At 61.9% G+C, this 24426-nt stretch carries 21 protein-coding genes, 1 tRNA gene and 2 pseudogenes; 15 read left to right on the top strand and 9 right to left on the bottom strand.

Annotated features, from left to right (window positions below; genetic code table 11):
- Window positions 1-59: 59 nt before the first annotated feature.
- Complete coding sequence (locus ACAX43_RS09495; protein ID WP_370708122.1) at window positions 60-2375, top strand: FdhF/YdeP family oxidoreductase; 2316 nt, start codon at window positions 60-62, stop codon at window positions 2373-2375.
- A gap of 70 nt (window positions 2376-2445) precedes the next feature.
- Here the strand turns inward: ACAX43_RS09495 and ACAX43_RS09500 are convergent, their stop codons facing one another.
- The 5 genes and pseudogenes from ACAX43_RS09500 to ACAX43_RS09520 form a co-directional block, all read right to left on the bottom strand.
- Entirely contained in the window at window positions 2446-2949 is a 504-nt protein-coding gene (locus ACAX43_RS09500) for a M48 family metallopeptidase (RefSeq protein WP_370708123.1), read from the bottom strand.
- Window positions 2950-2957: 8 nt separating this feature from the next.
- Entirely contained in the window at window positions 2958-3602 is a 645-nt protein-coding gene (locus ACAX43_RS09505) for a hypothetical protein (RefSeq protein WP_370708124.1), read from the bottom strand.
- Between the two features lie 279 nt (window positions 3603-3881).
- Window positions 3882-4031 (bottom strand): hypothetical protein, encoded by a 150-nt coding sequence (locus ACAX43_RS09510; RefSeq protein WP_370708329.1) that lies wholly within the window; start codon window positions 4029-4031, stop codon window positions 3882-3884.
- Window positions 4032-4037: 6 nt separating this feature from the next.
- Window positions 4038-4115, bottom strand: a pseudogene (locus tag ACAX43_RS09515) (peptidylprolyl isomerase); the annotation flags it as partial.
- A 41-nt stretch (window positions 4116-4156) separates the two neighbouring features.
- Window positions 4157-4420, bottom strand: a pseudogene (locus ACAX43_RS09520) (filamentous hemagglutinin); the annotation flags it as partial.
- Window positions 4421-5214: 794 nt separating this feature from the next.
- Here ACAX43_RS09520 and ACAX43_RS09525 point away from each other — a divergent pair.
- On the top strand, window positions 5215-5526 hold the full coding sequence (locus tag ACAX43_RS09525) for a hypothetical protein (RefSeq protein ID WP_370708125.1): 312 nt from the start codon (window positions 5215-5217) through the stop codon (window positions 5524-5526).
- Between the two features lie 168 nt (window positions 5527-5694).
- Here ACAX43_RS09525 and ACAX43_RS09530 read toward each other — a convergent pair whose 3' ends face one another.
- The 3 genes from ACAX43_RS09530 to ACAX43_RS09540 all read right to left on the bottom strand — a co-directional run bounded on the left by ACAX43_RS09530 (window position 5695) and on the right by ACAX43_RS09540 (window position 8537).
- Window positions 5695-5985 (bottom strand): hypothetical protein, encoded by a 291-nt coding sequence (locus tag ACAX43_RS09530; RefSeq protein WP_370708126.1) that lies wholly within the window; start codon window positions 5983-5985, stop codon window positions 5695-5697.
- A 90-nt stretch (window positions 5986-6075) separates the two neighbouring features.
- The gene (locus ACAX43_RS09535) at window positions 6076-7953 is read right to left on the bottom strand and encodes a filamentous hemagglutinin N-terminal domain-containing protein (RefSeq protein WP_370708127.1); all 1878 of its coding nucleotides are present in this window, start codon (window positions 7951-7953) and stop codon (window positions 6076-6078) included.
- A gap of 499 nt (window positions 7954-8452) precedes the next feature.
- A tRNA-Leu gene (locus ACAX43_RS09540) sits at window positions 8453-8537 on the bottom strand.
- 184 nt (window positions 8538-8721) lie between these two features.
- Here ACAX43_RS09540 and ACAX43_RS09545 point away from each other — a divergent pair.
- From ACAX43_RS09545 to ACAX43_RS09570, 6 genes are all read left to right on the top strand, one after another.
- The gene (locus ACAX43_RS09545; RefSeq protein WP_370708128.1) at window positions 8722-9804 is read left to right on the top strand and encodes a LacI family DNA-binding transcriptional regulator; all 1083 of its coding nucleotides are present in this window, start codon (window positions 8722-8724) and stop codon (window positions 9802-9804) included.
- 91 nt (window positions 9805-9895) lie between these two features.
- Window positions 9896-10975, top strand: coding sequence for an ABC transporter substrate-binding protein (locus ACAX43_RS09550; protein WP_370708129.1), 1080 nt, complete (start codon window positions 9896-9898; stop codon window positions 10973-10975).
- A complete protein-coding gene (locus ACAX43_RS09555) occupies window positions 10972-11796 on the top strand; it encodes an ABC transporter permease (RefSeq protein ID WP_370708130.1) in 825 nt (274 codons plus the stop codon). The genes ACAX43_RS09550 and ACAX43_RS09555 overlap by 4 nt, the downstream gene beginning before the upstream one ends.
- Before the next feature lie 32 nt (window positions 11797-11828).
- Window positions 11829-12737, top strand: a complete 909-nt coding sequence (locus ACAX43_RS09560) for an ABC transporter permease (RefSeq protein WP_370708131.1) — start codon at window positions 11829-11831, stop codon at window positions 12735-12737.
- A complete protein-coding gene (locus tag ACAX43_RS09565) occupies window positions 12734-13780 on the top strand; it encodes an ABC transporter ATP-binding protein (protein WP_370708132.1) in 1047 nt (348 codons plus the stop codon). Before ACAX43_RS09560 ends, ACAX43_RS09565 begins: the two co-directional genes overlap by 4 nt.
- Window positions 13781-13825: 45 nt before the next feature.
- Window positions 13826-14653, top strand: a complete 828-nt coding sequence (locus ACAX43_RS09570; RefSeq protein ID WP_370708133.1) for a phosphodiesterase — start codon at window positions 13826-13828, stop codon at window positions 14651-14653.
- A gap of 16 nt (window positions 14654-14669) precedes the next feature.
- Here ACAX43_RS09570 and ACAX43_RS09575 read toward each other — a convergent pair whose 3' ends face one another.
- Window positions 14670-15155 (bottom strand): DUF2569 domain-containing protein, encoded by a 486-nt coding sequence (locus ACAX43_RS09575; RefSeq protein WP_370708134.1) that lies wholly within the window; start codon window positions 15153-15155, stop codon window positions 14670-14672.
- Window positions 15156-15423: 268 nt separating this feature from the next.
- Between ACAX43_RS09575 and ACAX43_RS09580 the strand changes: the two genes are divergently transcribed.
- The 7 genes from ACAX43_RS09580 to ACAX43_RS09610 all read left to right on the top strand — a co-directional run bounded on the left by ACAX43_RS09580 (window position 15424) and on the right by ACAX43_RS09610 (window position 24417).
- Window positions 15424-16623 carry an MFS transporter gene (locus ACAX43_RS09580; RefSeq protein WP_370708135.1) on the top strand — a complete coding sequence of 400 codons (1200 nt, stop codon included), beginning with the start codon at window positions 15424-15426 and terminating at the stop codon, window positions 16621-16623.
- 274 nt (window positions 16624-16897) lie between these two features.
- Window positions 16898-17896: an LLM class flavin-dependent oxidoreductase gene (locus ACAX43_RS09585; RefSeq protein WP_370708136.1), complete on the top strand. Its 999-nt coding sequence runs from the start codon at window positions 16898-16900 to the stop codon at window positions 17894-17896.
- A gap of 327 nt (window positions 17897-18223) precedes the next feature.
- The gene (gene glgC / locus ACAX43_RS09590) at window positions 18224-19489 is read left to right on the top strand and encodes a glucose-1-phosphate adenylyltransferase (protein ID WP_370708137.1); all 1266 of its coding nucleotides are present in this window, start codon (window positions 18224-18226) and stop codon (window positions 19487-19489) included.
- Window positions 19490-19548: 59 nt separating this feature from the next.
- Window positions 19549-21009, top strand: coding sequence for a glycogen synthase GlgA (gene glgA / locus ACAX43_RS09595; protein WP_370708138.1), 1461 nt, complete (start codon window positions 19549-19551; stop codon window positions 21007-21009).
- 265 nt (window positions 21010-21274) lie between these two features.
- Window positions 21275-22141, top strand: coding sequence for a pyridoxal kinase PdxY (gene pdxY, locus ACAX43_RS09600; protein WP_370708139.1), 867 nt, complete (start codon window positions 21275-21277; stop codon window positions 22139-22141).
- Window positions 22142-22341: 200 nt separating this feature from the next.
- The gene (locus ACAX43_RS09605) at window positions 22342-22803 is read left to right on the top strand and encodes a hypothetical protein (protein WP_370708140.1); all 462 of its coding nucleotides are present in this window, start codon (window positions 22342-22344) and stop codon (window positions 22801-22803) included.
- A gap of 462 nt (window positions 22804-23265) precedes the next feature.
- Window positions 23266-24417, top strand: coding sequence for a branched-chain amino acid ABC transporter substrate-binding protein (locus ACAX43_RS09610; RefSeq protein WP_370708141.1), 1152 nt, complete (start codon window positions 23266-23268; stop codon window positions 24415-24417).
- Window positions 24418-24426: the final 9 nt, after the last annotated feature.

Here is a 24426-nt window from a genome sequence, read left to right on the forward strand (position 1 = left end):
ACAGTAGGCTTCTACGTATTGGCTTTAAGCCTCGTCCAGGCCCCTCCGGCGGCAAGATCATGAAGAAACCCGAAGCTCGCATTGAACCGTACACGCACCCCGCCGCGGGCTGGGGCGCGCTCAAATACGTCGCCATCAACCTGCTCAAGGAAAAGGTCACGGGTGGCAACTACCGCACCCTGCTCAAACAGAACCAGCCGGACGGCTTCGACTGCCCGGGCTGCGCGTGGCCGGATCGCGAACACGCGTCGACCTTCGAGTTCTGCGAAAACGGCGTCAAGGCCGTGGCCGCCGAGGCGACCAGCAAGCGCGCGACGCCGGCGTTCTTCGAGGCACACACGGTCGAAGAACTGATGGCGCAGTCCGATTTCGAGCTCGAACAGCACGGCCGCCTGACCGACCCGCTCGTCTACGACGCGGTGCGCGATCGCTACGTGCCGATCGGCTGGGACGAAGCCTTCGACCTGATCGCCGACCACCTGAAGCGTCTTAACAACCCCGATCGCGCCGCCTTCTACACTTCGGGCCGCGCCAGCAACGAAGCCGCGTTCCTCTACCAGTTGTTCGTGCGCATGTACGGCACCAACAACTTCCCTGATTGCTCGAACATGTGCCACGAAGCGACCAGCCGCGGCTTGCCGCACACGGTCGGCATCGGCAAGGGCACGGTCACGCTCGACGACTTCGAACACGCCGATACGTTGCTGATTTTCGGCCAGAATCCGGCCACCAACCATCCGCGCATGCTCGGTGAATTGCGCGAGTGCGCGAAGCGTGGCGCGACGATCGTCTCGATCAATCCGCTCAAGGAACGTGGTCTCGAACGCTTCGCGAGCCCGCAGCATCCGGTAGAAATGATTACGATGGGCAGCACGAAGATCAGCTCCGTGTTCATCCGGCCGAAAGTCGGTGGCGATTTCGCGCTGATCAAGGGCGTCGCCAAACGCGTGATCGAACTCGACGACGAAGCTTTGGCCTCAGGTCTCGACCGCGTGCTGGACCTCGCGTTCATCGCCGAACATACCGTTGGTTTCGCTGCGTTCGCGAATGACCTGCGCGCCGAAAGCTGGGACACCATCGTCGCCGAATCCGGTGTGCCGTTCGAAGACGTGCTGAAGCTCGCCGACATCTATGCGAAGGGCCGCGCGGTGATTTCGACGTGGGGCATGGGCCTCACGCAGCACAAGAATTCGGTGCCGACGGTGCAGATCCTGTCGAACCTGATGATGATGCGCGGCAATATCGGCCGCCTCGGTGCAGGTTTGTGCCCGGTGCGCGGACACTCGAACGTGCAGGGCGACCGCACGGTCGGCATCGAAGAAAGGCCGACCCAAGAATTCCTGGACCGGCTTGGCGAAGTCTACGATTTCGAGCCGCCGCGCGAGCATGGCCTCGACGTCGTCAACACGATCCAGGCGATGCTCGACGGCAAGGTGAAGGTGTTCATCGGCCTGGGCGGCAACTTCTCCATCGCGACGCCGGATACGCCGTGCACGTGGGACGCGATGCGCTCGTGCGATCTCACCGTGCACATCACGACCAAGCTGAACCGCAGCCATCTCGTGCATGGCCGCGACGCGCTGATTCTGCCGACGCTCGGCCGCACCGAAATCGATCTGCAGAACGGCGTGGCGCAAGGCGTAAGCGTCGAGGATTCGATGAGCATGGTGCATATCTCGTACGGCATGAACAAGCCGGCGTCGGAGAATCTGCTGTCGGAGATTGCGATCGTCGCACGGATGGCGCACGCCACGCTCGGCAGCGACAAGGTGGACTGGCTCGCACAGACCGCCGACTACGCGCTGATCCGTGACGGCATTGCGAAGGTGATCGACGGCTTCAAGGATTACAACGAGCGCCTCAAGAACCCGGGCGGCTTTCACCTCGGCGTGGCGTCGCGTGAGCGGATCTGGCAAACGCCGAGTGGCAAGGCACAATTCCTGGTGCATGCGATTGACGTTGATACGCCGATTCATCGCGCTCGCGCCGAGCATGGCGAGCGGCTAATGACATTGATGACGACCCGCTCGCACGACCAGTACAACACGACGATTTATGGTCTCGACGACCGTTATCGCGGCGTGTACGGACAACGGCGTGTGCTGTTCGCCAACAAGGACGATCTGGCAATGCTGGGTTTCGTTGCGGGCCAGCGCGTGGATATCACGAGCGTGTGGGCCGATGGGATCGAGCGTCACGCGGCCGGGTTTCTATTGGTGGAGTACGACATCCCGCGTGGGTGTCTCGGCGCTTACTATCCGGAGACGAATCCGCTGGTGCCGCTCTCTTCGGTCGCCGACGGCGCGGGGACGCCGACTTCGAAGTCGATTCCGGTGTTGTTGAGTGCATCGGCGGTCGAGGCGGCGGCTGCTTGACGGATGCCGCTTGCAAGGCTTTCCGCGTGGCGCCCAAAGCTCGACGCCTGCGGCTTTGACGCTTTGACGCTCAGGTCTGGTTTTTGGTCAGATCGCGGTGCGTGAGATATAAGCGCAGATCGAATTCGATCTGGTGGTAGCCCGGTTGCATGAACTCGCAAAGGCGATAGAACGCCTTGTTGTGGTCGCTTTCTTTCAGGTGAGCGAGTTCGTGCACGACGATCATTTTCAGGAATTCCGGGGCCGCCGATTTGAATAACGAGGCGATGCGGATTTCTTTTTTCGCCTTCAGCTTGCCGCCCTGTATGCGGGAGATGCTGGTGTGCAGGCCGAGTGCATGGCGCACTACGTCGAGCTTGCTGTCGTAGGTGACTTTGTCGATTTGCGCGCCGCTGCGCAGGTGTTCGCGCTTCAGTTCCGCGCAGTAGTCGTAAAGCGCCCTGTCGGTTTGCACCTCGTGCGAGTTGGGGTACCTCTTCGCGAGGTACGTGGCCAATTGTTCCTCGGCGATCAGCTTCTTGACTTTTTCCTGTAGCGGCGCCGGGTAACCTGTCAGGTATTTCAGGTGGGACATGGTGGTGTTCAACGCAGATTGTTCTCGCAATCCGCCCAGAGCCGCAGCGGATCCCGATGAAGCGGGTACTGCCTGTCGAGCCACGCGGACAGTCTGGCCCAATCCGGATGATTGGTACCCGTCTGCGCGGACCAGATCGACGATCGCTCGAGAATTTGACCGTTCTCGCGATCACGGACAAGCAAACTGCCGAGACCGCTCGAGCTGTTCTCCTGCGATTCCACCAGATACCGCGGCAAAATCCTGAGTTCCGCATCCTCTGCCCAACCGTACAGCGCCCGGACAACGCCGTTCGCGTCCCGCAACTCCACCGGGCCGCTTTTGGGTCTAATGGCCGCCCAGCCTTCCGGGCACTCCGCGACGACCTCGTTCCTGCTTTCCCTGACCCATTTCATACCCCACGCCCGCGCCATCGCCTCGCGCAAATGAGCAACTGATTCATATCCGGGCGGCAACTCGATCCCCATAGGCAAGGTTACGAGGTTGTCTTTCCAGAGCGATTTGTCGTCACGCTCCTGCGGGCCGACTGTCTCGAATGCGCCTGCCCCGAACGGATTATCGGGCCGGCTCCCGACATGGGCGCCAGTGGGCTTCAAATCGGGAAACAGTCCGTCAGCGTGCTGACGGGTAAACTTCGTCTTTCCTTTTTTCATTGGTTTCTCCCCTCTGCGGCGCTCGCATGAACGCCTAACCTATATTAATCCGACGTCGTGGTCGGCATCGGTGGTTTTTCATGCAGTGATTTGGCTGGATCTGCCCGGCAGAGGCCTATCTAGCGGCTGTGCAGGACATATTCATCGATCGATATACCTCGAGCGCAATGACCAGAAGCAGTCGTGCGCATCTTCTCGATTCCTTCCCGCCGGCGATCTTCGTCAACGCGGTCAGACACCAATTCCCTTGAAAATCTACCGGCTCGCATTTCCCATACGCTATTGCTGGATGCGTGCGTCCTTTAGCAATCCCGCTACCAGACTCGCGGCCGCCTTTTCCAGCGCCACCACCTGCAACTGCTGACGGATCGCCCCCTTTGCCTGATCGAACGCTGGGATCACCGTCGGCCGCTTTGCATCCAGCTTCACCAGCACGCGTGCATTATCGACGACGACCGGCGCAGGTGTAACGCCGCCAGGAGATAACTGCGCCAGCGCCTGTGCGATTGGCAACGGAACACCCTGAGTATGTCCATCGGCAGGTGGCGTTCTGAAGCTGGGTTCGTGCTGGTTACCTGATTGACGATCGTGCGCGCGTTGATGCCGACATTGTTCAGATCGGCGCCGGCCTTCGATACGTTGAATGAGGTGTAGGTGTTGTTCGAAACACCGCCGATCGTGGGGGCGATGTTGACGGTTTGGCGGCCGGCTGGAGACGTGATGACGGCCGTGGCTGTGCCGCCGTCGGGGACGATGCCGGCGGCGTGAGCTGCGGACGCTGTGACTGCGAAGGTTGCGTCGATGGTGATGACGAACAGTAGGCGGGATAGGCGCGGCGAACGCTTCGTCCCTCGAATGTTGGTGTTCAAGTACTTCCCCGAGTTTTTAGCTTTTACGTGTGCTGACCGTTGTAAGCGGCATGTTTCAGTGAGGTCGGTTTCAACAGAGACCTACAGTTCCTTCGAAGGTCTAGCAAGCAACTCCGCCGAAGATTAAAGATAGAGAATTAACGGCAGATGCGCTGTGTAACGTAAGAGGGCAATATAATACATATAAAACCACCCTTAAAGCCGCTTAGGCTGTAGCTTCAAGGAGGGGATTTCGATGGCGAACCACCACGACCAATCGTGCAATCCGGCAAGCGAACCAGCCGACCCGCAACACGACGCACATCGCGCTATTGCCGACGAATGGCTACAGCGCGCGATGAAAGGAATAAGGGAAATGCATCAGAATGACAATGCGCGCAGGGAAGTGGCACAAAGGCTATTTTAGTCTCGCGCGCTGAACGCTCAACCGCTGGCGAATTGCACAACCCGGGCGGCAGCTCCGCGACGCTTGACTCCCCACAAATGCAGAACCCGGCGCTCAGGCCGGGTTCTGATCATGCTGCTGGCCGTGCAAATACCGGCGCAAGCCTATTCTGATCTCAGACTGATCAAGTTATTTCCGATTGCGATCGAATGCCATCGCTGTCGATTCGGCAGCACCACTTTACGTGCGCTGCCCAACCGACCTCTGTATTTTTCGTGACGACTCCATTCGCCACCAAGTTGTCGACGTTCCCGTTCGCATCCAAGTCATCCATGTACACGCTAACAAGCATGCCTTCGTGCAGTTGAACCGTAACACCACGCGCATCGAGCTTACTGTCGCCAGCAGAGAGCAGTACGGTATTAGGGTCGATCATTTCGTTGAAATCGACGTAGAAATATGGTTTTTGCATGGTCAACTGTTATTTCCCAATCTTCGCTGGATTTTTTATTGTTGGCGTAAAAAGATTCTGCAACTGCTCAGCCGTGAGCCCGCTTATGGTTGCGTGGCTAGGGTTATTCGACGTCCCATCGTAGACGATCTTTCCGCCAGCGGCCTCAATGTCGCCTACGGTAGTGACCCCTACTTGCCCGTTTTTGAACGGCTGTGACAACGTTAGAGTAGTCCCATTATTGCTGCTCTGGGTAGAAACACCGTTAAGGGTTCCATCTGCATTCTGCGTAACGCCACTGCCATTTGCAAAGTTATCGGCCAAACACGTACCGCCTCGACAAACGATCGATGAGCTATCCGGGGTTGTTCCACTGTTTGTGGCAAGTTACACCTTGACGGAGACTAAAAAATCGCCTCCAAGTTCTTTTTGCAGCTGCGCAGCAAGCTCAACTCCCTTCGCTTTGAAAGCGGTCTCTGCTTCCGCGCTTTTAAATCCGGAGCTTGCGGGGTCTGACATATTCAAAGTTTCATCGAACACTCGTGCCCAGTCTGCAAACTGTCGCTTGAGTTCCACCGAGAGGGGCATCGTATTCGGGTCGATGTCGCCGTACATTCCGGGCGACATGTCCCATAGGGGATGGCATTGATAGTCGGCCATTACTTTGATCTTTCTCATTTGACGCTACCCCTTGGATTCGCACCCACGATATACCCGTTGCTTCCGACTGTAACGGCGATTCGTTGTTGTTGACCGTTCACCGTCACTTCATAGATAGGTCACGTCCGTCGCAGCACTGACGGCGGTGTTTCCACCGCTGAGGATTGCACCGTTGATCGTTGCAGCGCCACCGCTAGCTGCCAGTGTTGTATCGCCTGCCGCAGCCGCGGAACCCACGGTCAGGCTATTGCCGGCGGTCACGTTCAGGTTTCCGCCCGCCGTCACAGCACCGGGCAGGCTGACGGTCTGGCCCGCAGTAAGCGTCGCATTCTGGCCGAAGGTCACGGCGCCGTTCGCCGTGAGATTGCCACCCGCGCCCAGCACACCAGTGCCGTTACCCGACAGGGTGCCGGAGACATCAAGATCGGCACCCGCGTTTAGTGTCGTGTTGCCGTTTGCCGCAACGTTGCCGCCCAGCGTCATCGTCTGACCGGCAGTGGCGCTGAGATTCCCGCTCGTCTGCACATCTCCCGTGGTGTTTACGTTGCCGGTTTGACCGACCAGCGTGAGATCGCCCGTCGACAACACGCGCCCATTAACCGTCGCACTGCGCTGTGCGAGAACCTGCACGGTGCTGCCGCCAGCAATAGCCCCGTTCACGGTCGCATCGCGAGCAGCGCTCAGCGCGATCACGCCGGGCGCGGACACGGCGCCGCCGAGGGTCATGTCACCGTTGCCTGTGCTGCCCGTCGTCGTCATCGACAGGTTATTGCCTGTCCGCACCGATCCGACCGACATGTCGGCACCGGCCCGAAGATCGACGCTGCCGTTGGATTGCGCGGTACCGACATTCAAGCCGCCGCCCGCGGTCATGTTCAGGTCCTGCACTGACTGCACGGACGCTGTCGCTGCAGTGACGTCCCCGGTCGCGCTAACGGTGTACTGATTCGCCAGATTGCTGCCGGACATGGACACGTTGCCGGCGCCCGCCAGACTTGCCGCCTGCTGTGCGTAAGTCGAGTTCACAGCGATGTCGCCGTTCGACGTGACAGTCAGATTGCCTGCCGTCGCCGTCAACGCGCCCTGCGTATTCACGCCCATGCCGGCGGCCGTCGCGACGATATATATCCGCCCGCTCGTCACCGATCCGTACTGGTTTGCATCGATCGCTACTGCGTTGTTTCCGATCGCGGCAGCCGTATTGACCGCACCGTTGGATGCCGTGCCATAGTTCGTGCCCGATGCGTCCGATGACGTTGGGCTCACCAATTGATTGCCGGTAACCAGGTTGATACGCTGGTCTGCACGCAGCGGCGCGTTAAGGCTGATCGTCTGCGCGATCACGTCGATGTTGCCGACCGTGCCCTCGATACCGGCCCCCGGGCCATTTACGCCGGCTGGACCGCTGATCGACACATTGCCCGAGCTCACGTTGTAGGCAAGCGAACCCGCGTGTGCGAAGTCCGTCGCAGGGCCTCCCACACCGGTCAGGAATTGCGGCGTGCCCGTGGTCAATACGAGGCCTGTGGCGTTCGTCAACGAGAGGCCGTTGACAGATACCCCATTGGGATTGCTGATGATGAGCGATGCCGGACTGCCGAATACTTCGAGCGGACCGACCAGCGTCGACGCGGCCCCAGTCGTCGTGACCTGGTTGACGATCACGCTCGCTGCACGGCCGGCGAGATTCGGGTTAGCGGCAAGCGTGCCGCCAAGCAGTGGCGTCCCAGATGTGAGGCTGTTGTTCAGTACCAGTCCGTTGCTGTCGATATTGAACGACTGGTAGCTGTTGACGCTAATGCCGTTGGCATTAGGCGCCGCGATATTGACCGCGGGGACACCGATGCTGGTCTGTGTGATGGCTGGTTGAAACGGAATAGGTGCGCGCGGGTCGACAATCGGCGCGGCATGCGCGACCTCGTCCAGCGAAAGCACGCCGGGAAGCAGATAGGTCACCGCCGCCATCACGCATGCGGTCGCTTTCATCCATAGCGGTCGTGTCTGTTCCGCTCTGCTGTTTGCCGCCGCTTCAAAAGAATTTGCCTGCCGCGCCGCCTCTCTTTGGGCGAGTCGCAACCTGCTCTCACGAGCACCCGTAGCATTATTTTTTATCCGAATTTGTTTTTCGGATCGAATCTTACCCAATCTTCCGACGAATGAATGTCAAGAAATGATCGCCTGTCTTTTGCAAGACACAGATTGACGGTGCATTAATTCCAGAAGCGTAACCTTACATTTATATTTCGCGAATGCTTCGAGATGCCGGTACAGGTGCTGCCTAAAGCGCTGCGGGCCGACAAAGCTTTTGCCGGGTCAATCCTGGTTGGTAGTCAAAAGAAGGAAGCAAAAAAGGCAAACGCCCCCCTATAAAAACCTCCTCATACCCTGGCAATACACACTTCCGACCCATCCGGAAACAAAAAACCCGCGAATCGTTTATCTATCGCGGGTTTCTTGACTACATCGGACACGTCGGAACAGTACTTGGTGCCGGGGACCGGACTTGAACCGGCAAGCTGTTAAGCGGCGGATTTTAAGTCCGCTATGTTTACCAATTTCATCACCCCGGCAGGGGTCAGAACCGCGCGCGGACGCGAATTCTACCATTGCACGGCAAGCGCACCCAACCCGCGCCAACGCGCCGCACCCAAGATCCACGCTCGGCCTCTTCGAAGCCGAATACGGAGTCATCCGGAAGTCACAAACCTTCCCGATAATCCGCTCACGAAAACGTTTACACGAAGAGCGGAAACCATGATCCCGACGATCAAAGATGTCGCCGCCCACGCGGGCTTCTCCATCGCCACGGTCTCGCGCGCGATCAACGCGCCTCACACCGTCAACCCGGTCACGCTCGACAAAGTGCGCCAATCCATCGACGCCCTCAACTTCCGCCCCAGCCCGCTCGGCCGGCAACTGCGCGGCGAACGCACGCGCCTGATCGGCGTCATCCTGCCGACGCTTGCCAACCCTGTGTTCGCGGAATGCCTGCAAGGCATCGACGAGCTCGCATCGGCGCAAGGCTACCGGCTCATGCTGATGACCACGCAGTACGACACCGACCGCGAACGCCACGCGATCGAAACGTTGCGCGAACATCGTGTCGAAGGCCTGATCCTGACCGTTGCCGATGCCGACACGCATCCGCTTCTCGACGACCTCGACCGCGCCGGCCTGCTCTACGTGCTGATGCATAACGACACGGTACGGCGTCCGTCGGTCTCGGTCGACAACCGCCTTGCCGCGTTCGACGGCGTGCGCATGCTGATCGCGCACGGCCACCGCCGCATCCTGATGCTGGCAGGCACGCTGGCCGCCTCGGACCGTGCCCGTCAGCGGCATCTCGGCTACGCGCAGGCGATGCAGCAGGCCGGCCTCACCCCTGCGCCGGCGCTCGAGGTCGATTTCAACGCCGACGAATTATCGCCATCCGTGCTCGCGCATCTGACCAGCGGTCCGAACCGCCCGACCGCACTCTTCTGCAGTAACGATCTGCTGGCGATGGTCGTGATGCGCGGCCTGCGCCGTGCGCGTCTGCAGATTCCGCACGATATGTCGATTCTCGGCTTCGACGGCCTCGCGATGGGCGAACTGCTGTCGCCACCGCTGGCAAGCGTCTGCGCGCCGAATCGCGAGATCGGCTGCGCCGCATGGCAGCGGTTGCTGGCGCGCGTAGCGGGCCCCTACGAGACATTCGGTGAAACGTCGCTCACGCTGACGCTGCCGCACAGCTTGCGCGAGGGCGCCACCATCGCGGCAATTTCGAACCGTAACGAAACTGCGCCTGCGCCTGCGCCTGCGCATGCGTCGGCGCGTGCCGACCGACCCTTTGCATGATCCGTTCGCCATGACGCGTCGCCAACGCTCCCTTGAATCACCCTCTTCGAACCTCGAACCACCCGCTCTCTTCCTCTTCAGGAGACCCGCAGTGATCCGCTCGTCCACCCGCTTCGCATCGTCGATCAAACCGCTCTGGCACCGCCTTGCCCGCACCACGGCCACGGCGCTGTCGGCCGGCATGCTCGTCACCGCCGCACTCGCCGCCTTCGCGCCGGCAGCAGCCCACGCCGATGAAACCGCGATCTGCTACAACTGCCCGCCCGAATGGGCCGACTGGGCGAGCCAGATCAAGGCGATCCAGCAAAAGACCGGCATCCGTGTGCCGTTCGACAACAAGAACTCCGGCCAGTCCATCGCGCAACTGATGGCCGAGCAGAAGAGCCCAGTCGCCGACGTGGTATATCTCGGCGTGTCGTCGGCCTTCCAGGCGAAAGACAAAGGCGTGATCCAGCCATACAAGCCCGCGCATTGGGACGACATTCCCGCGAACATGAAGGACCCGCAGGGCTACTGGTTCGCGATCCACTCGGGCACGCTGGGCTTCTTCGTCAACAAGGACGCACTCGAAGGCAAGCCGGTCCCGCGTTCGTGGGCCGATCTGCTGAAGCCTGAGTACAAAGGCATGATCGGCTACCTGGATCCGTCGAGCGCGTTTGTCGGCTATGCAGGCGCGGTCGCGGTGAATCAGGCGCTCGGCGGCACGCTCGACAACTTCGCGCCAGGCCTCGACTGGTTCCGCAAGCTCAAGGCGAACGCGCCGATCGTGCCGAAGCAGACCGCCTATGCGCGTGTGATGTCCGGCGAAATTCCAATCCTGCTCGATTACGACTTCGACGCTTACCGCGCGAAGTACAAGGATCACGCGAACGTCGAATTCGTGATTCCGAAGGAAGGCACGATCTCGGTGCCTTACGTGATGAGTCTCGTGAAGGGCGCGCCGCACGAAGCGAACGGCAAGAAGGTGCTCGATTTCGTGCTGTCGGACGAAGGCCAGAAGCTGTGGGCCGAAGCGTATCTGCGTCCGGTGCGCGCGAATGCGATGAGCCCGGAAACCGCCGCCAAATTCCTGCCTGCCAGCGACTACGCCCGCGTCAAGCCGGTCGACTTCGGCAAGATGGCCGGGAAGCAGTCGAGCTTCGGCGAGCGTTATCTACAGGTGATGCATTGAGCGACGTCACATTCCCGCTGCGCTGGCGCATCGCGTTGATCGCGCCGGCGCTGGCGGTGTTCATCGCCTTCTGGCTGCTGCCGATGGGCGCGCTCGCGCAAATCAGCGGCAACGGCCACGCGTTCGCCACCTATCGCGCGATGCTGACGAATCCTCGCTACATGTCGAGTCTCGGCGCCACCGTCGCGTTGTCCGCGGCGGTGACGGCGGCGACGCTGGTGCTCTCGGTGATCGCCGGTTTGCTGCTGGCGCGCCGCGAGTTTCCGTTGAAGCGCACGTTGCTCGCGCTGCTGACGTTTCCGTTGGCATTCCCAGGTGTCGTGGTCGGCTTCATGGTCATCATGCTGGCAGGACGCCAAGGCTTGATCGGCGCGCTGTCGCTCAAACTCACCGGTGATCGCTGGGTGTTCGCGTACTCGATGAGCGGTCTCTTTCTCGGCTATCTGTACTTCTCGATTCCGCGCGTGATCGTCACCGTCATGGCATCGGCGACCAAGCTCGATGCCTCGCTCGAAGAAGCCGCGCGTTCGCTCGGCGCGTCGCCGTGGCGCATCACGCGCGATATCGTGTTGCCCGCGCTGTCGCCGGGTTTGATCGCGGCGGGCGCCGTGTGCTTCGCCACCGCGATGGGCGCGTTCGGCACCGCCTTCACGCTCGCGACTGACATCGACGTATTGCCGACGACCATCTACACCGAGTTCACGCTCAACGCGAACATGGTGACGGCCGCAGGCCTCTCCATCGTGCTCGGCATCGTCACGTGGCTCGTGCTCGCGTTCGCGCGCAGTGTGAGCGGCTCCGCTGTCGCGGCAAGCGCATGAGTGGCGTTTCCAAACCGGATGACAAGATTTCGATGAATTCCATCACCGCTCCCGTTCAGCCTGCTGCCAAACCGCGCGCGCGGCGGCTCAGGCTGCCAACCTCACGCACGTGGCTTGCAGCCGGTCAATGGCTCGTTACGCTGCTGCTGTGCGCGTTTCTGATCGTGCCCGTCGTGATGTCGATCGTGGCAGGGCTCACCGTCAACTACTTCAAGGGCGTATCGAGCGGACTCACGCTGCGCTGGCTGATCGAAGTGTGGACGCAGTATCACGACTCGGTATTTCTCTCACTCGAAGTGGCTGCGGCGACCGTGTTCATTACGCTGCTGACCGGCGTCCCCGCCGGCTACGTGCTCGCGCGCAGCAAGACGCGCCTCTCGCGCATCATCGAAGAATTCTTAGTGCTGCCGATCGCCCTGCCCGGCCTCGCGTCCGCGCTCGCACTGCTGGTGGTTTACGGCGGCTTCACGATGTTCCGCATGAGCGTCGCGTTTATCGTCGTCGGGCATGTGGTGTTCACGCTGCCGTTCATGGTGCGCGCGGTCGCCGCCGTATGCGCGAGCAGCGATCTGCGTACGCTCGAGGAAGGCGCGGCCAGCCTTGGCGCAAGCTTCTTTCAGCGCTTCGTGACGATCGTGCTGCCGAATGCGCGGCCGGGGATCGTCGCCGGCGCGCTGGCCGTGCTGACGCTCTCGATCGGCGAATTCAACCTGACGTGGATGCTGCACACGCCCGACACCAAGACCCTGCCGGTCGGTCTCGCCGACACCTATGCGTCGTTACGCATCGAAATCGGCAGCGCGTACACGATTCTGTTTTTTATCATGACGATGCCGCTGCTCGTCGCGATGCAATGGCTCGGCGTCGATGCGACCGGCCAGCGCAACGCGGGGAAAAAGCGCGCGGATGCCTCTCTTTCGAAGTCCACCCCTACGCCATGAAACTCGACTCCGTTCCCATCGCGCTCACGCAATGCGCGAAAACGTTTCGCGGCACGCGCGTGCTCGAACCGCTCGATCTGCACATCGGCGCCGGTGAGACGCTGGTGCTGCTCGGCCCGTCCGGTTGCGGCAAGACCACCACGCTGCGCATGATCGCCGGCCTCGAAACCCCCGACGCCGGTGGCCGCATCGCGTTCGGCGACGAAGACGTCACGGCGCTGCCGATCGAAAAACGCCAGGTCGGCATGGTGTTCCAGAGCTACGCGCTGTTTCCGAACCTGACTGTGCGCGGCAACATCGGCTACGGACTGAAGATCAAACGCGTACCGGCTCAAACCGCACGGCAACGCGTCGACGAACTGCTCGCGATGATGCGTCTCACCGCGCACGCGGACAAACCGATCGATCAACTCTCCGGCGGTCAGCGTCAGCGTGTTGCATTGGCCCGCGCACTGGCTGTGCAACCCCGCGTGCTGCTGCTCGACGAACCACTTACTGCACTCGATGCACGTTTGCGCGACACCTTGCGCAGCGAGATGAATACGCTGCTGCGCGAGTTGGGCATCACGACCGTCTACGTGACGCACGATCAGGCCGAAGCCATGGAACTCGGCGACCGCATCGTCGTGATGAGCGCGGGGCGCATCGAGCAGATCGGTTCGCCACGCGACATCTACTATCGCCCGGCGAATCGCACGGTCGCGCAGTTCGTCGGCACGATCAACCGGCTGGCGGGCGAGCGGCGCGATGGCCTGCTGACGACCACGGGCGGCGCGGTCCCGCTTCCCTCAGGTGCCGCGAATGCGAACGCAGCCTCCGAAATTTTCTTTCGCCCGGAAGACGCTTACCTTGCCGACCCGGCCAGTGCGCACCTGCGCGGCAACATCGAAAGCACCGCGTTTCTCGGCGAGCGCACCCGGCTGACGATCGGTGGTGCCGCACCGGACGTTTTGCTGATCGACGTCGCGGGCCGCGTCGAACTCGCGCGCGGCACGCCGGTCGGCATTTCGATCGTGCAGGACGCGCTGATTGCGCTATCGTAATGAAGCCGCGCTGTGTTTTTAGCGCGTCACAAAGAGGACATCCCCATGCTGCTGGCTCAAATTAGCGATCTGCATATCAAACGGCCCGGCGCGCTGGCTTACCGCCGAGTCGATACCGGCGCCTATCTCGCACGCTGCATCGCCGCGCTCAATGCATTGGAGCCGCGTCCCGACGCGGTGATCATGACCGGCGATCTCGTCGATCAGGGCGATCCGGAACAGTACGAGCACCTCAAGACGCTGCTCGCGCCGCTCGATATCCCCTATTTCCTGATGGTGGGCAATCACGACGAACGCGCCGCGTTGCGGGCGGCGTTTCCCGAGCGCGCCGAATTGCACAGCGGTGGCGAATTCGTGCAATACGCGGTCGACGTCGGACCGCTGCGGGTGATCGCGCTCGATTCGCTGGTGCCGGGCCAAAGCACCGGCAATCTGTGCGACGCGCGGCTCGCATGGCTCGCGTCGCAACTCGATGCGGCCCAAGGCAAGCCTACGGTGGTCGCGTTGCATCATCCGCCGTTCGTCTGCGGCATCGGACATATGGATGAATTGCGGCTCGATCCTGTTGCCGCCGACAAGCTCGCCGCGTTGATCGCGCGTTACCCGAACGTCGAACGGGTGATCTGCGGCCATGTGCATCGGCCGATGTTCGTGCGTTTTGGCGGCACGATTGCCTCAGCGGTGCCGGCGCCCGCGCATCAGGTCGGACTCGATCTGCGCGAGGATGCGCCGTCCGCATTCGTGATGGAGCCACCCGCTTACGCGCTGCATCGCTATGATCCGGCGACGGGCATCGTCACGCATCACGCGTATGTCGATGCAGCAGAGGGTCCGTATCCGTTTTACGAGTCTGAGGGCGAGTTAATCGACTGATGGTGTCGCCCGGGGTTCAAGCGGCGACGAAAGTTTGCTGTACGCGCCGGGACAGCCTGAAATAGGGGATCCCGAGCGCGGCGGCGACGAGAGCCTGAATGAAACCGTCGAATGGAATGGCGATGTCGATGCCAATGGCGCGGGTCATGTGATCGCCAAGCAGGTAGGCAATGGTTCGCATGACGACAATGGCCAACAGCCACGCCTGCGCCTGAACCGGGAAACGCACCGATTTACGCCGCGCGAGCAGCGCGAGCCAGCCCGCGCCGCCAACAATGAACACGCCGGTGATCACGTCGCAGCCGACCATCGCGATCACGGTTCGATACCAGCCATGTGTTTCGGGGCGCGCGAACACCGCCAGCAACTCCCATTCGAGCATGAGCTTGAGTGGATCGCGCATCGCGAGCGCGGTTGAAAGCGCCCATGCGGCGAGGCACATCAGGACCAGCAGCAGCCAGCCGCCGATGGCCCGCGGTGCGGGTTGTGTCGTTGTGTTCATCTTTTCACGTCATAGTTTGAATGGCACCTGTCGCGGCGCGTGCCGATTCTACGAACTAAAACCGAACGACCATCTCATTTTTGCCGTGCGGCATTCAAGGCGGCTTTCGCTTCCCGGTTGCGCGGCGCCTGTTTCTCGCCTGCTCTGCCTATACGTCCCTCCAATGCGGGCAGCACGCATCAGGGGCCGTCAGCACGATCCGCACTGCTCCGGTATGATCGGCACGCTTGAGGACCGTGCATGGGCCGGTCCATCGACAGTCCCTCTCATGTCCACTTCCGACGCTTCTACTTCCGCTTCCGCCGACCGGTCGTTGCGCGGGTTGCTGCTTCTGCTCGCGACGATCGCCGGCGTGGCGGTCGCAAACATCTATTACAACCAGCCGCTACTGGACAATTTACGGCAATCGTTCCCGAACAGCGCGTCGTGGGTCGGCGCGGTGCCGGCCGCGACGCAGCTCGGCTATGCAGCCGGGATGCTGTTGTTGGCGCCGCTCGGCGACCGCTTCGATCGACGCCGGCTGATCCTGTTGCAGATCGCCGGCATGTGCGTCGCGCTGGTGCTGGCGGCTGCCGCACCGACGCTGTCGGTGTTGATCATCGCCAGCCTGGCGATCGGCGTACTCGCCACGATCGCGCAGCAGGCCGTGCCGTTCGCGGCCGAACTCGCGCCGCCGTCGGAGCGCGGCCATGCAGTCGGCATGGTGATGAGCGGGCTGTTGCTGGGGATTTTGCTGGCACGGACTGCGGCGGGCATCGTCGCCCAGTATTTCGGCTGGCGCGCGGTATTCGGCGCTTCGGTCATCGCGCTGCTGGCGCTGGCAGTGGTGATCATTCTGCGTCTGCCGAAGAGTAAGCCGACGTCGACATTGCCGTACGGCAAGCTGCTGGTCTCGATGTGGCACCTGCTGGTCGAGCTTCGCGAACTGCGTGAAGCGTCGTTGACCGGCGCTGCCATGTTCGCGGCGTTCAGTATTTTCTGGTCTGTGCTCGCCTTACTGCTGGCGGGCGCGCCGTTTCATCTTGGACCGCAGGCGACGGGTCTGTTCGGCATAGTTGGTGCTGCCGGTGCAATGGCCGCGCCGCTGGCCGGCAAATTTTCCGATCGACGCGGGCCGCGGGCGATCATCACGATATCGATCGTGCTGGTGGCGATTTCGTTTGTTGTTTTTGCCTCGTCGGCGAAGAGCATTGTCGGATTGGTGATCGGCGTGATCATCCTCGACATTGGCGTGCAGGCGGCACAGATTTCCAATCAATCGCGGATTTACGCGCTCAAGCCCGAGGCGCGGAGCCGCGTGAATACGGTTTATATGGTGGCGTATTTCATTGGCGGAGCCATCGGGTCGGGTGTCGGCGCGGTGGTTTGGCCGACCTTCGGATGGGTGGGGGTTAGCGTTGCTGGAGTTGTTTTTGCCGGGCTGGCGGCGTGGAATCATTTGGGGCTTCCGGCGCGCGGTAAAAATTAGGGTTTTGCCTGCGTGGCGCTTGTTGTTTGCACTCGCGCAACGTGAGATCCCGTTCTGCATGCGCGTCGATGCGCGTAACTGGAAGCGCGTCACCGTCGTTGCCCGCAGCGGCGAGGCCGAGGGCGTGGTGACGCTGAAGGCGCCCGGCGAGCAGGATGCCCACCCAAACCCCCTTCCACGAACATGGCCATCTCCACCCTGTCAGCAGAAAACCAAAACCTTCGCCACAATGCCCCATCGCGCGAAAGCGCCAGAAACAGCAAATGAACAGACAATGATCCCCTTCTCGATCCTCGACCTGTCGCCAGTCACCGCAGGCGCCACACCCGCAGACGCGTTCAAGAACACACTCGACCTCGCCCAGCATGCGGAAAGCTGGCACTACCGCCGCTTCTGGCTAGCGGAACACCACAACATGACCGGCATCGCCAGCGCGGCCACTGCGGTGGTGATCGGCTACGTCGCCGGTGGGACCGAGAAAATCCGCGTCGGCTCCGGCGGCATCATGCTGCCGAACCATGCTCCGCTCGTCATCGCGGAACAATTCGGCACCCTCGCCTCGCTTTATCCGGACCGGATCGATCTGGGCCTTGGCCGCGCACCCGGCACTGATCAGAGCACCGCCCGCGCGCTGCGCCGCGATCTGCAAAACAGCGCCGAGTCTTTCCCGGATGACGTCGTGGAGTTGCAACGCTATTTCGCCGACCCCGTGCCGGGTCAGCGCATCCGTGCCGTTCCAGGCGCAGGTCTGCATGTGCCGCTCTGGCTGCTCGGCTCTTCTCTGTTCAGCGCGCAACTGGCTGCCGCGCTCGGGCTGCCGTTCGCGTTCGCGTCGCACTTCGCGCCCGATCACATGCTCTCCGCGCTGCGGCTCTATCGCGAACAATTCCGGCCGTCGGCGACGCTCGATAAACCGTACGCAATGGTCGGCGTCAATCTGTTCGCCGCCGACACCAATGAAGACGCGCGGCATCTCTTCACCTCGCTGCAACAGCAGTTCATCAACCTGCGGCGCGGCACGCCGGGTCAGTTGCAGCCGCCGGTCGAGCGGCTCGAAGCGTCGGAAATGGAATTGAACAGCGTCGCGCATTCACTCGCCTGCACCGCAATCGGCGATCGCGACGCGGTGCGCGAAGCACTGCTGTCCGTCATCGAACAGACCGGCGCGGACGAGTTGATGCTCACCGCGCAAATCTACGATCACAACGCGCGGCTGCGATCGTTTGAGATCGCAGCGCAAGTGCATGAAGCGTTGAGCGCCGGCAAGTCATAACATCGGCAAGAAACAAAAAGGGCGGCCCTTTCAGCAAGGGTCGCCCTTTTTTATTTGTCGGCCGGTTTGGCACGCATATTGCGCAGGCTCACCTCACGCTCTATGTGTCGTGGCGCACGGATGCGGCCCGCGCAAGGGTTGATCGTTCGCAAGCGCCGTCCGCACAATTCACACTACTCGCTCGCGGCAAATCGGTGCTAGAACTAGCAGACAGGTCCGCGAAAACGGCGCCGCCCGGCAGCACCAATCATTGGCGGAGACTAGCGGAGAGAGGCGGAAAGAACCAGGCGAAAGACCATCCGGGGCATACTAATCAAGGAGACAGACATGGAAACTCCGGCACGGCTGAACGATCTGCAACGCACCACCCTCGCCATTGTCCTCGCGGGCGGCCGGGGCACGCGGCTCGGGCCGCTCACCAACAAGCGCGTCAAGCCGGCGGTGCACTTCGGCGGCAAATACCGGATCATCGACTTCGCGCTCTCCAATTGCCTGAACTCCGGCATCCGCCGCATCGCAGTGGTCACGCAATACAAGGCGCACTCGCTATTGCGTCACATGCAGCGCGGCTGGGGCTTTCTGCGGGGCGAATTCGGCGAATTCATCGATCTGTGGCCGGCGCAGCAGCGTGTGGAAGGCGCTCACTGGTACCGCGGCACCGCGGACGCGGTGTTCCAGAACCTCGATATCATCCGCTCGATCCGGCCGAAATACGTGGTGGTGCTGGCAGGCGACCACATCTACAAGATGGACTACACGCGCATGATCGCGGATCACGCGGAAAGCGGCGCGGATTGCACGGTCGGCTGCATCGAGGTGCCGCGCATGGAAGCCGTGGCCTTCGGCGTGATGGCCGTGGATGAAAACCGCCGCGTAACCGGCTTCGTCGAAAAACCCGCCGATCCACCCGCCATGCCGGGGCACCCGGATATGGCGCTCGCGAGCATGGGCATCTATGTGTTCAGCGCGGATTACCTGTATTCGCTGCTCGAAGAGAACATCTCGAGCATCGATACCGATCACGATTTCGGCAAGGACATCCTGCCGCGTGTCGTCACGCAAGGAACAGCGATCGCGCATCCGTTCAGCATGTCGTGTGTCTCGTCGGACCCGAACGTGGAGCCGTACTGGCGTGATGTCGGCACGATTGACGCCTACTGGGCAGCCAACCTCGACCTCGCCTCCACCATCCCGACGCTCGATCTGTACGACCGCAATTGGCCGATCTGGACGTATCAGGAGCAGTTGCCGCCCGCCAAGTTCGTCCGCGACATGAAAGGGTTGCAAGGCTCCGGCAACAATCTGATCGTGTGCGGCGGGTGCGTGATCTCGGGGTCGCAGATTTCGCGCTCGGTACTGTCGTCGAACGTGAAAGTGAGTTCATTCTGTAATATCAATGAGGCAGTCTTGTTGCCGCAGGTCACCGTCGGCGCGAGCTGCCGCCTGCAGAAAGTGGTGATCGACCGCGGCTGCACGATACCGGAGGGCATGGTGATCGGCGAAGATCCGGTGAGCGACGCCGAACGCTTCTATCGCACCGACGACGGCGTCGTGCTGGTCACGCCCGAGGCGCTGCGGCAGACGGTGGAGTAACGCGGGCCGCCGCCTTGCCTCGCACTAACAGGCATGACTAACAGGATTAAACGCAGCCTATGACGATTCGCGCCCTGCACGTCGCAAGCGAGCTGTATCCCCTCCTCAAAACGGGCGGTCTCGCCGACGTCGCGGGCGCGTTGCCGCCCGCGCTGATCGAGCGCGGCGCCGATGTGCGCGTGCTGCTGCCTGGCTTTCCGGCGGTCGAGGCCGGCCTGGCCGACTTGCGCCCGGTGGCGCAACTGGGCCGCCGTTTCGACTCGCCTGGGGTTACGCTGGAACAGGGCACGCTGCCGTCGAACGGCCTGATCGTCTACATGATCCGCGCCGGCACGCTGTACGACCGGCCGGGCAATCCTTATCTGAACGATGAACACGTGCCGTACGGCGACAACGCGCAGCGCTTCGCCCTGCTCGGCTGGGTCGCCGCGCAACTGGCGCAGCATCTCGATCCCGCGTGGGCGCCGCAGATCATTCACGCGCACGACTGGCATGCGGGGCTCGCGCCCGCCTATCTGAAGGCGGCTGAACGCCAGCATGGCCGCTCGTTCGCGCGCAGCATCTTTACGGTGCACAACCTCGCGTATCAGGGAGTCTTTCCGGCGCATCAGTTCGGTCAAATGGCGCTGCCGGACGATTTCTTCAGCATGCACGGCGTCGAGTTCTACGGGCAGTTGTCGTTCCTCAAGGCTGGCCTCTACTACAGCGACCGCATCACCACCGTCAGCCCGACTTACGCACGCGAAATCCAGACGCTCGCTCAAGGCGGCGGCCTCGATGCGTTGCTGCGCCATCGTTCGCACCAGTTGAGCGGCATCCTGAACGGCGTCGACTACACCGTGTGGAATCCGGCCACCGACGCGCTGCTCGAAGACCACTACACGGCCACGCGACTGGCCGGCAAGCTGGCCTGCAAGGAAGCGCTGCAAAAGCGCTTTGGCCTCGCGCAGAAAAGCGATGCACTGCTGTTCGGCGTGGTGAGCCGCCTGACGGAACAGAAAGGCCTTGATCTGCTGCTCGAGACGGCCCCCGAAATTGTCAAACGCGGCGGCCAACTGGTGGTGTTCGGCACCGGCGACCCGGCGCTCGAAACCGGCTTGAAACATGTCGCGCATACGCATCCGGAATCGGTGGCGGTCGAACTGGGTTTCGACGAAACGCTCGCGCATACGATCGTCGCGGGCAGCGACGTGATCGCGGTGCCGTCGCGCTTCGAGCCATGCGGGCTGACGCAGCTTTATGCGCTGGCTTATGGGTCGCTTCCCCTTGTGCATTGCGTCGGGGGCCTCGCGGATACGGTGGTCGACGCGTCACTCGAAAATCTCGCCGACGATCTCGCGACCGGCTTCGTGTTCGAACATTTTGAGCCGAAGGGCCTGACAGCGGCGATCCGCCGCGCGTTTGCACTCCATGGACGCCGTACCGAGTGGAAAGCGACACAGCGTCGCGCGATGCGTCAGGATTTCGGCTGGGGCGCGTCGGCCGAGCGCTATCTGTCGCTGTATCGCGAACTCGCCTGAGCAAGGGCTGGCGGCGTCGAACCGCCCTGAGCCGGATCACCCCGCTGTCGATGCGTGTTGATGGTTCGACGCAACAGCACGGGGACGGATCAACTCGCGCGTGACAAACTCATGTATTGTTTCCTGACTACGCAGATCATGCATTTTTCTTGCACCATCTGACATAGTCATGTCGCGTCAGGCGCCCGGGCCAAGGCCGGTTCCCTACCGCGGCAATCCTTCCCGCTTTCATTGATCGCGCATGACCCCTTGCGCGGGCCACACCATGACGAAAAACGTTCTGAGCATCCAGTCACATGTCGTATTTGGGCACGCCGGCAACAGCGCGGCCGTGTTCCCAATACGCCGGCTCGGCGTCAACGTCTGGCCACTCAATACCGTGCAGTTCTCGAACCACACGCAATACGGCCATTGGACCGGGGGTGCGATCGACGCTTCGCAGATGGAAGAGCTGGTCGAAGGGATCGGCGCGATCGGCATGCTGCCGCGTTGCGACGCGGTGCTGTCCGGCTATCTGGGCACGCCCGAGCAGGCTCAGGCGGTGCTGGAGATTGTCAAGGCCGTCAAGGCCGCCAATCCGCGCGCGTGGTACTTCTGCGATCCGGTGATGGGCGCCGTGAGCGGCTGCAAGGTCGAACCGGGCATTCAGGAATTTCTCGTGCGCACCATGCCGGAAGTGGCCGACGCGATGGCGCCGAACCACACCGAGTTGCAGCGGCTGGTAGGCCGCGAGATCGACACGCTCGAAGAGGCTGTGAGCGCGTGCCGCGAGGTCATCGCCCGCGGGCCGAAGCTTATGCTGGTCAAGCATCTGCTCGATCGCAACAGTCCCGCCGACCGCTTCAACATGCTGGTCGTGACCGAGCACGAGGCATGGATGGGGCAACGCCCGCTTTACCCGTTCGCGCGGCAGCCGGTGGGCGTCGGCGACCTGACGAGTGCGGTGTTTGTCGCGCGCACGCTGCTCGGCGATTCGATACGCGCGGCCTTCGAACACACGCTGGCGGCCGTGAACGCCGTGGTCAAGGCGACCTGGCAGGCCGGGCGCTATGAGCTGGAACTGGTGGCCGCGCAGAACGAAATCGCGCAACCGCGTGAATGGTTCGACGCCTGGATGGCCGAGACGACGTAGACAGTGTCGGCCGCAAAGGGGATCGGGGTAGCCACCGGAAGGCACTGTTCCGCGCCGCACGAGCAATCCATGACGAGCGCCGTGGGTCGTACGACCCGCGCTTGTCAGCCGGCCGTCCTATAATGCGTGCCGCGTGGGCGAGGCAATTACTCGCCCGCATCGCATTTTCAGGCATCCGGCATTCAGCAGACGAGGCATCGATGGACGGTTATATCCGCAGCGAGCGGGAAGAATTTTTTGAGCAGTTGTGCATGAGCGTCGACGCCGACGAAGCGCACGAGCAGGAAGCGATCGAGTACTTCGAGAACCAGTTCGACCAGGCCGACTTCGATCCTGCACAGTGGCTCGACATCGCGCTCTACTATTCGCCGGCAGTGGCGCGCGGCATCGTCGACATGGTGACGCCCGACGACAAGGCGCGCAGCAACATCGCCGAAGTGATTGCCGACAACCTCGACATTTCGTACGGCGAGGACGAGTGCCAGCAGTTTGCCGAGACCATCCAATTCGCACTGAACAACGGCGTGCCGGTGGACCTCGATCTCGTACTCGATGGCTGCCAGCGTGCGATCGACGATCTCGACACCTGGGCCGACGAAGAAACCAAGGCGCCGTTGCTGCGTCTGCGTGAAGAGTTGCTGCGCCAGCAAGGCGAGCATTGAGGGCCTGGCAGCAGCCTGCGGTCTGAAGCCTGGATTGTTGTCGCCGGCGCATGCGTCCGGATTTGTTTGCGCGGCTTGCACCGCGATAGTACGGCCGGCGCGCTCGCGCCGGTTTCTTAAGCATATGCCGCAATCCGCATCTGCGTGCCGCCACCCACAGGCCGCCAGCCAAAGCGCTGCGCGGGCTATGCCGAAATGCTCATTCAAAGCGCCGCGAACTGCCAAGACGGTTGCAAATTGGTTTTCTATATTCGCGCCAGATTGACCGGCATATGAACGCCACTGCGCGCCCCTCAAATAGGACTTTCTATGGGCGTATTCCAGCATTGTTTATGGCGACTGATCATCCGTAGTCTTCATGATGCGCGCCATGCAAAGTCAACACCTGCTGCCTGCGCGCCGATCCAGCGTTACAGCCTTGCCGCTTTCTCACCCTGAAACTTGTCGATGGAAGGAGAGACCATGAGTACTTGCAACACGCTGAAACCGCTTGCCTTGTTCGTTGGCGCTGTCTTCGCGATCGCGCCGCTGGCCAGTTTCGCCGACGACCTGCCGGTAAAGATCGGCTTTGCCGCTCCGCTAACCGGTGCCAACGCCGGCTACGGCAAGGACCTGGAGAACGGCGTCCGGCTGGCGATCGAAGAGGCCAATGCGCAGAAGATCAAGATCGGCGGCAAGGTCGCGCAATTCCAGATCGTCTCCGAGGACGACCAGGCCGACCCGCGCATCGGCGTGCAGGCCGCGCAGAAGCTGGTCGACGCGGGCGTATCGGCGGTCGTCGGCCACTTCAATTCCGGCACGACGATTCCCGCCTCGCAGGTGTACGAACAGGCCGGCATTCCCGTGATCGACCCGGCCGCCACCAATCCGGTCATTACCGGGCGAGGCTTTGCGAACACCTTCATGGTGATTTCCACCGATGCGCAGAACGCCGGCAATGCAGGCGTCTACGCCGTCGAGGTGACGAAGGCCAAACGCATTGCGATCGTCGACGACCGCACCGCGTTCGGCCAGGGCGAGGCCGACGAGTTCGAGAAGGCCGTGAAGGCCCACGGCGGCAACCTCGTGGCGCGGGAGTACACCGACAATCACGCGGTGGATTTCAGCACGCAGCTCACCAAGATCAAGTCGACCAATGCGGATCTGATCTTCTTCGGCGGGTTGGATACGCAGGCGGCGGGCTTCGCGAAGCGCATGAAGCAGTTGGGGATGAACGCGCAACTGGTGGGCGGTGGCGGCGTGATGGACCAGGACTTCATCAAGCTCGCCGGCGAGCCGGCCGAAGGCGTGATGGCCTGGGAATATGGCAGACCATTGGCCCAGTTGCCTGCCGGCAAGGACTTTTCCGCGAAGTTCAAGAAGCGGTTCGGAGTGGATATCCTGTCGTACGCGCCGTTTGGGTATGACGGGGCATGGGCCGCGATCAAGGCGATGCAGCAGGCTAAATCCACCTCGCCGGCGGTTTATCGACCTGTTCTCAAGGCAATTGATTTTGACGGCGTCACCGGGAAGATTTCTTTTGACAACAATGGCGCATTGAAAAGCGGGGCGTCGACGCTCTATCAGGTGAAGAGCGGGAATTGGGTTCCGGTCGTCACCAAGAGCGGCAGTTAAGGTCCTGTT

Origin of the sequence: Paraburkholderia sp. IW21, from assembly GCF_041321145.1 — a bacterium.
Lineage (GTDB): Bacteria > Pseudomonadota > Gammaproteobacteria > Burkholderiales > Burkholderiaceae > Paraburkholderia.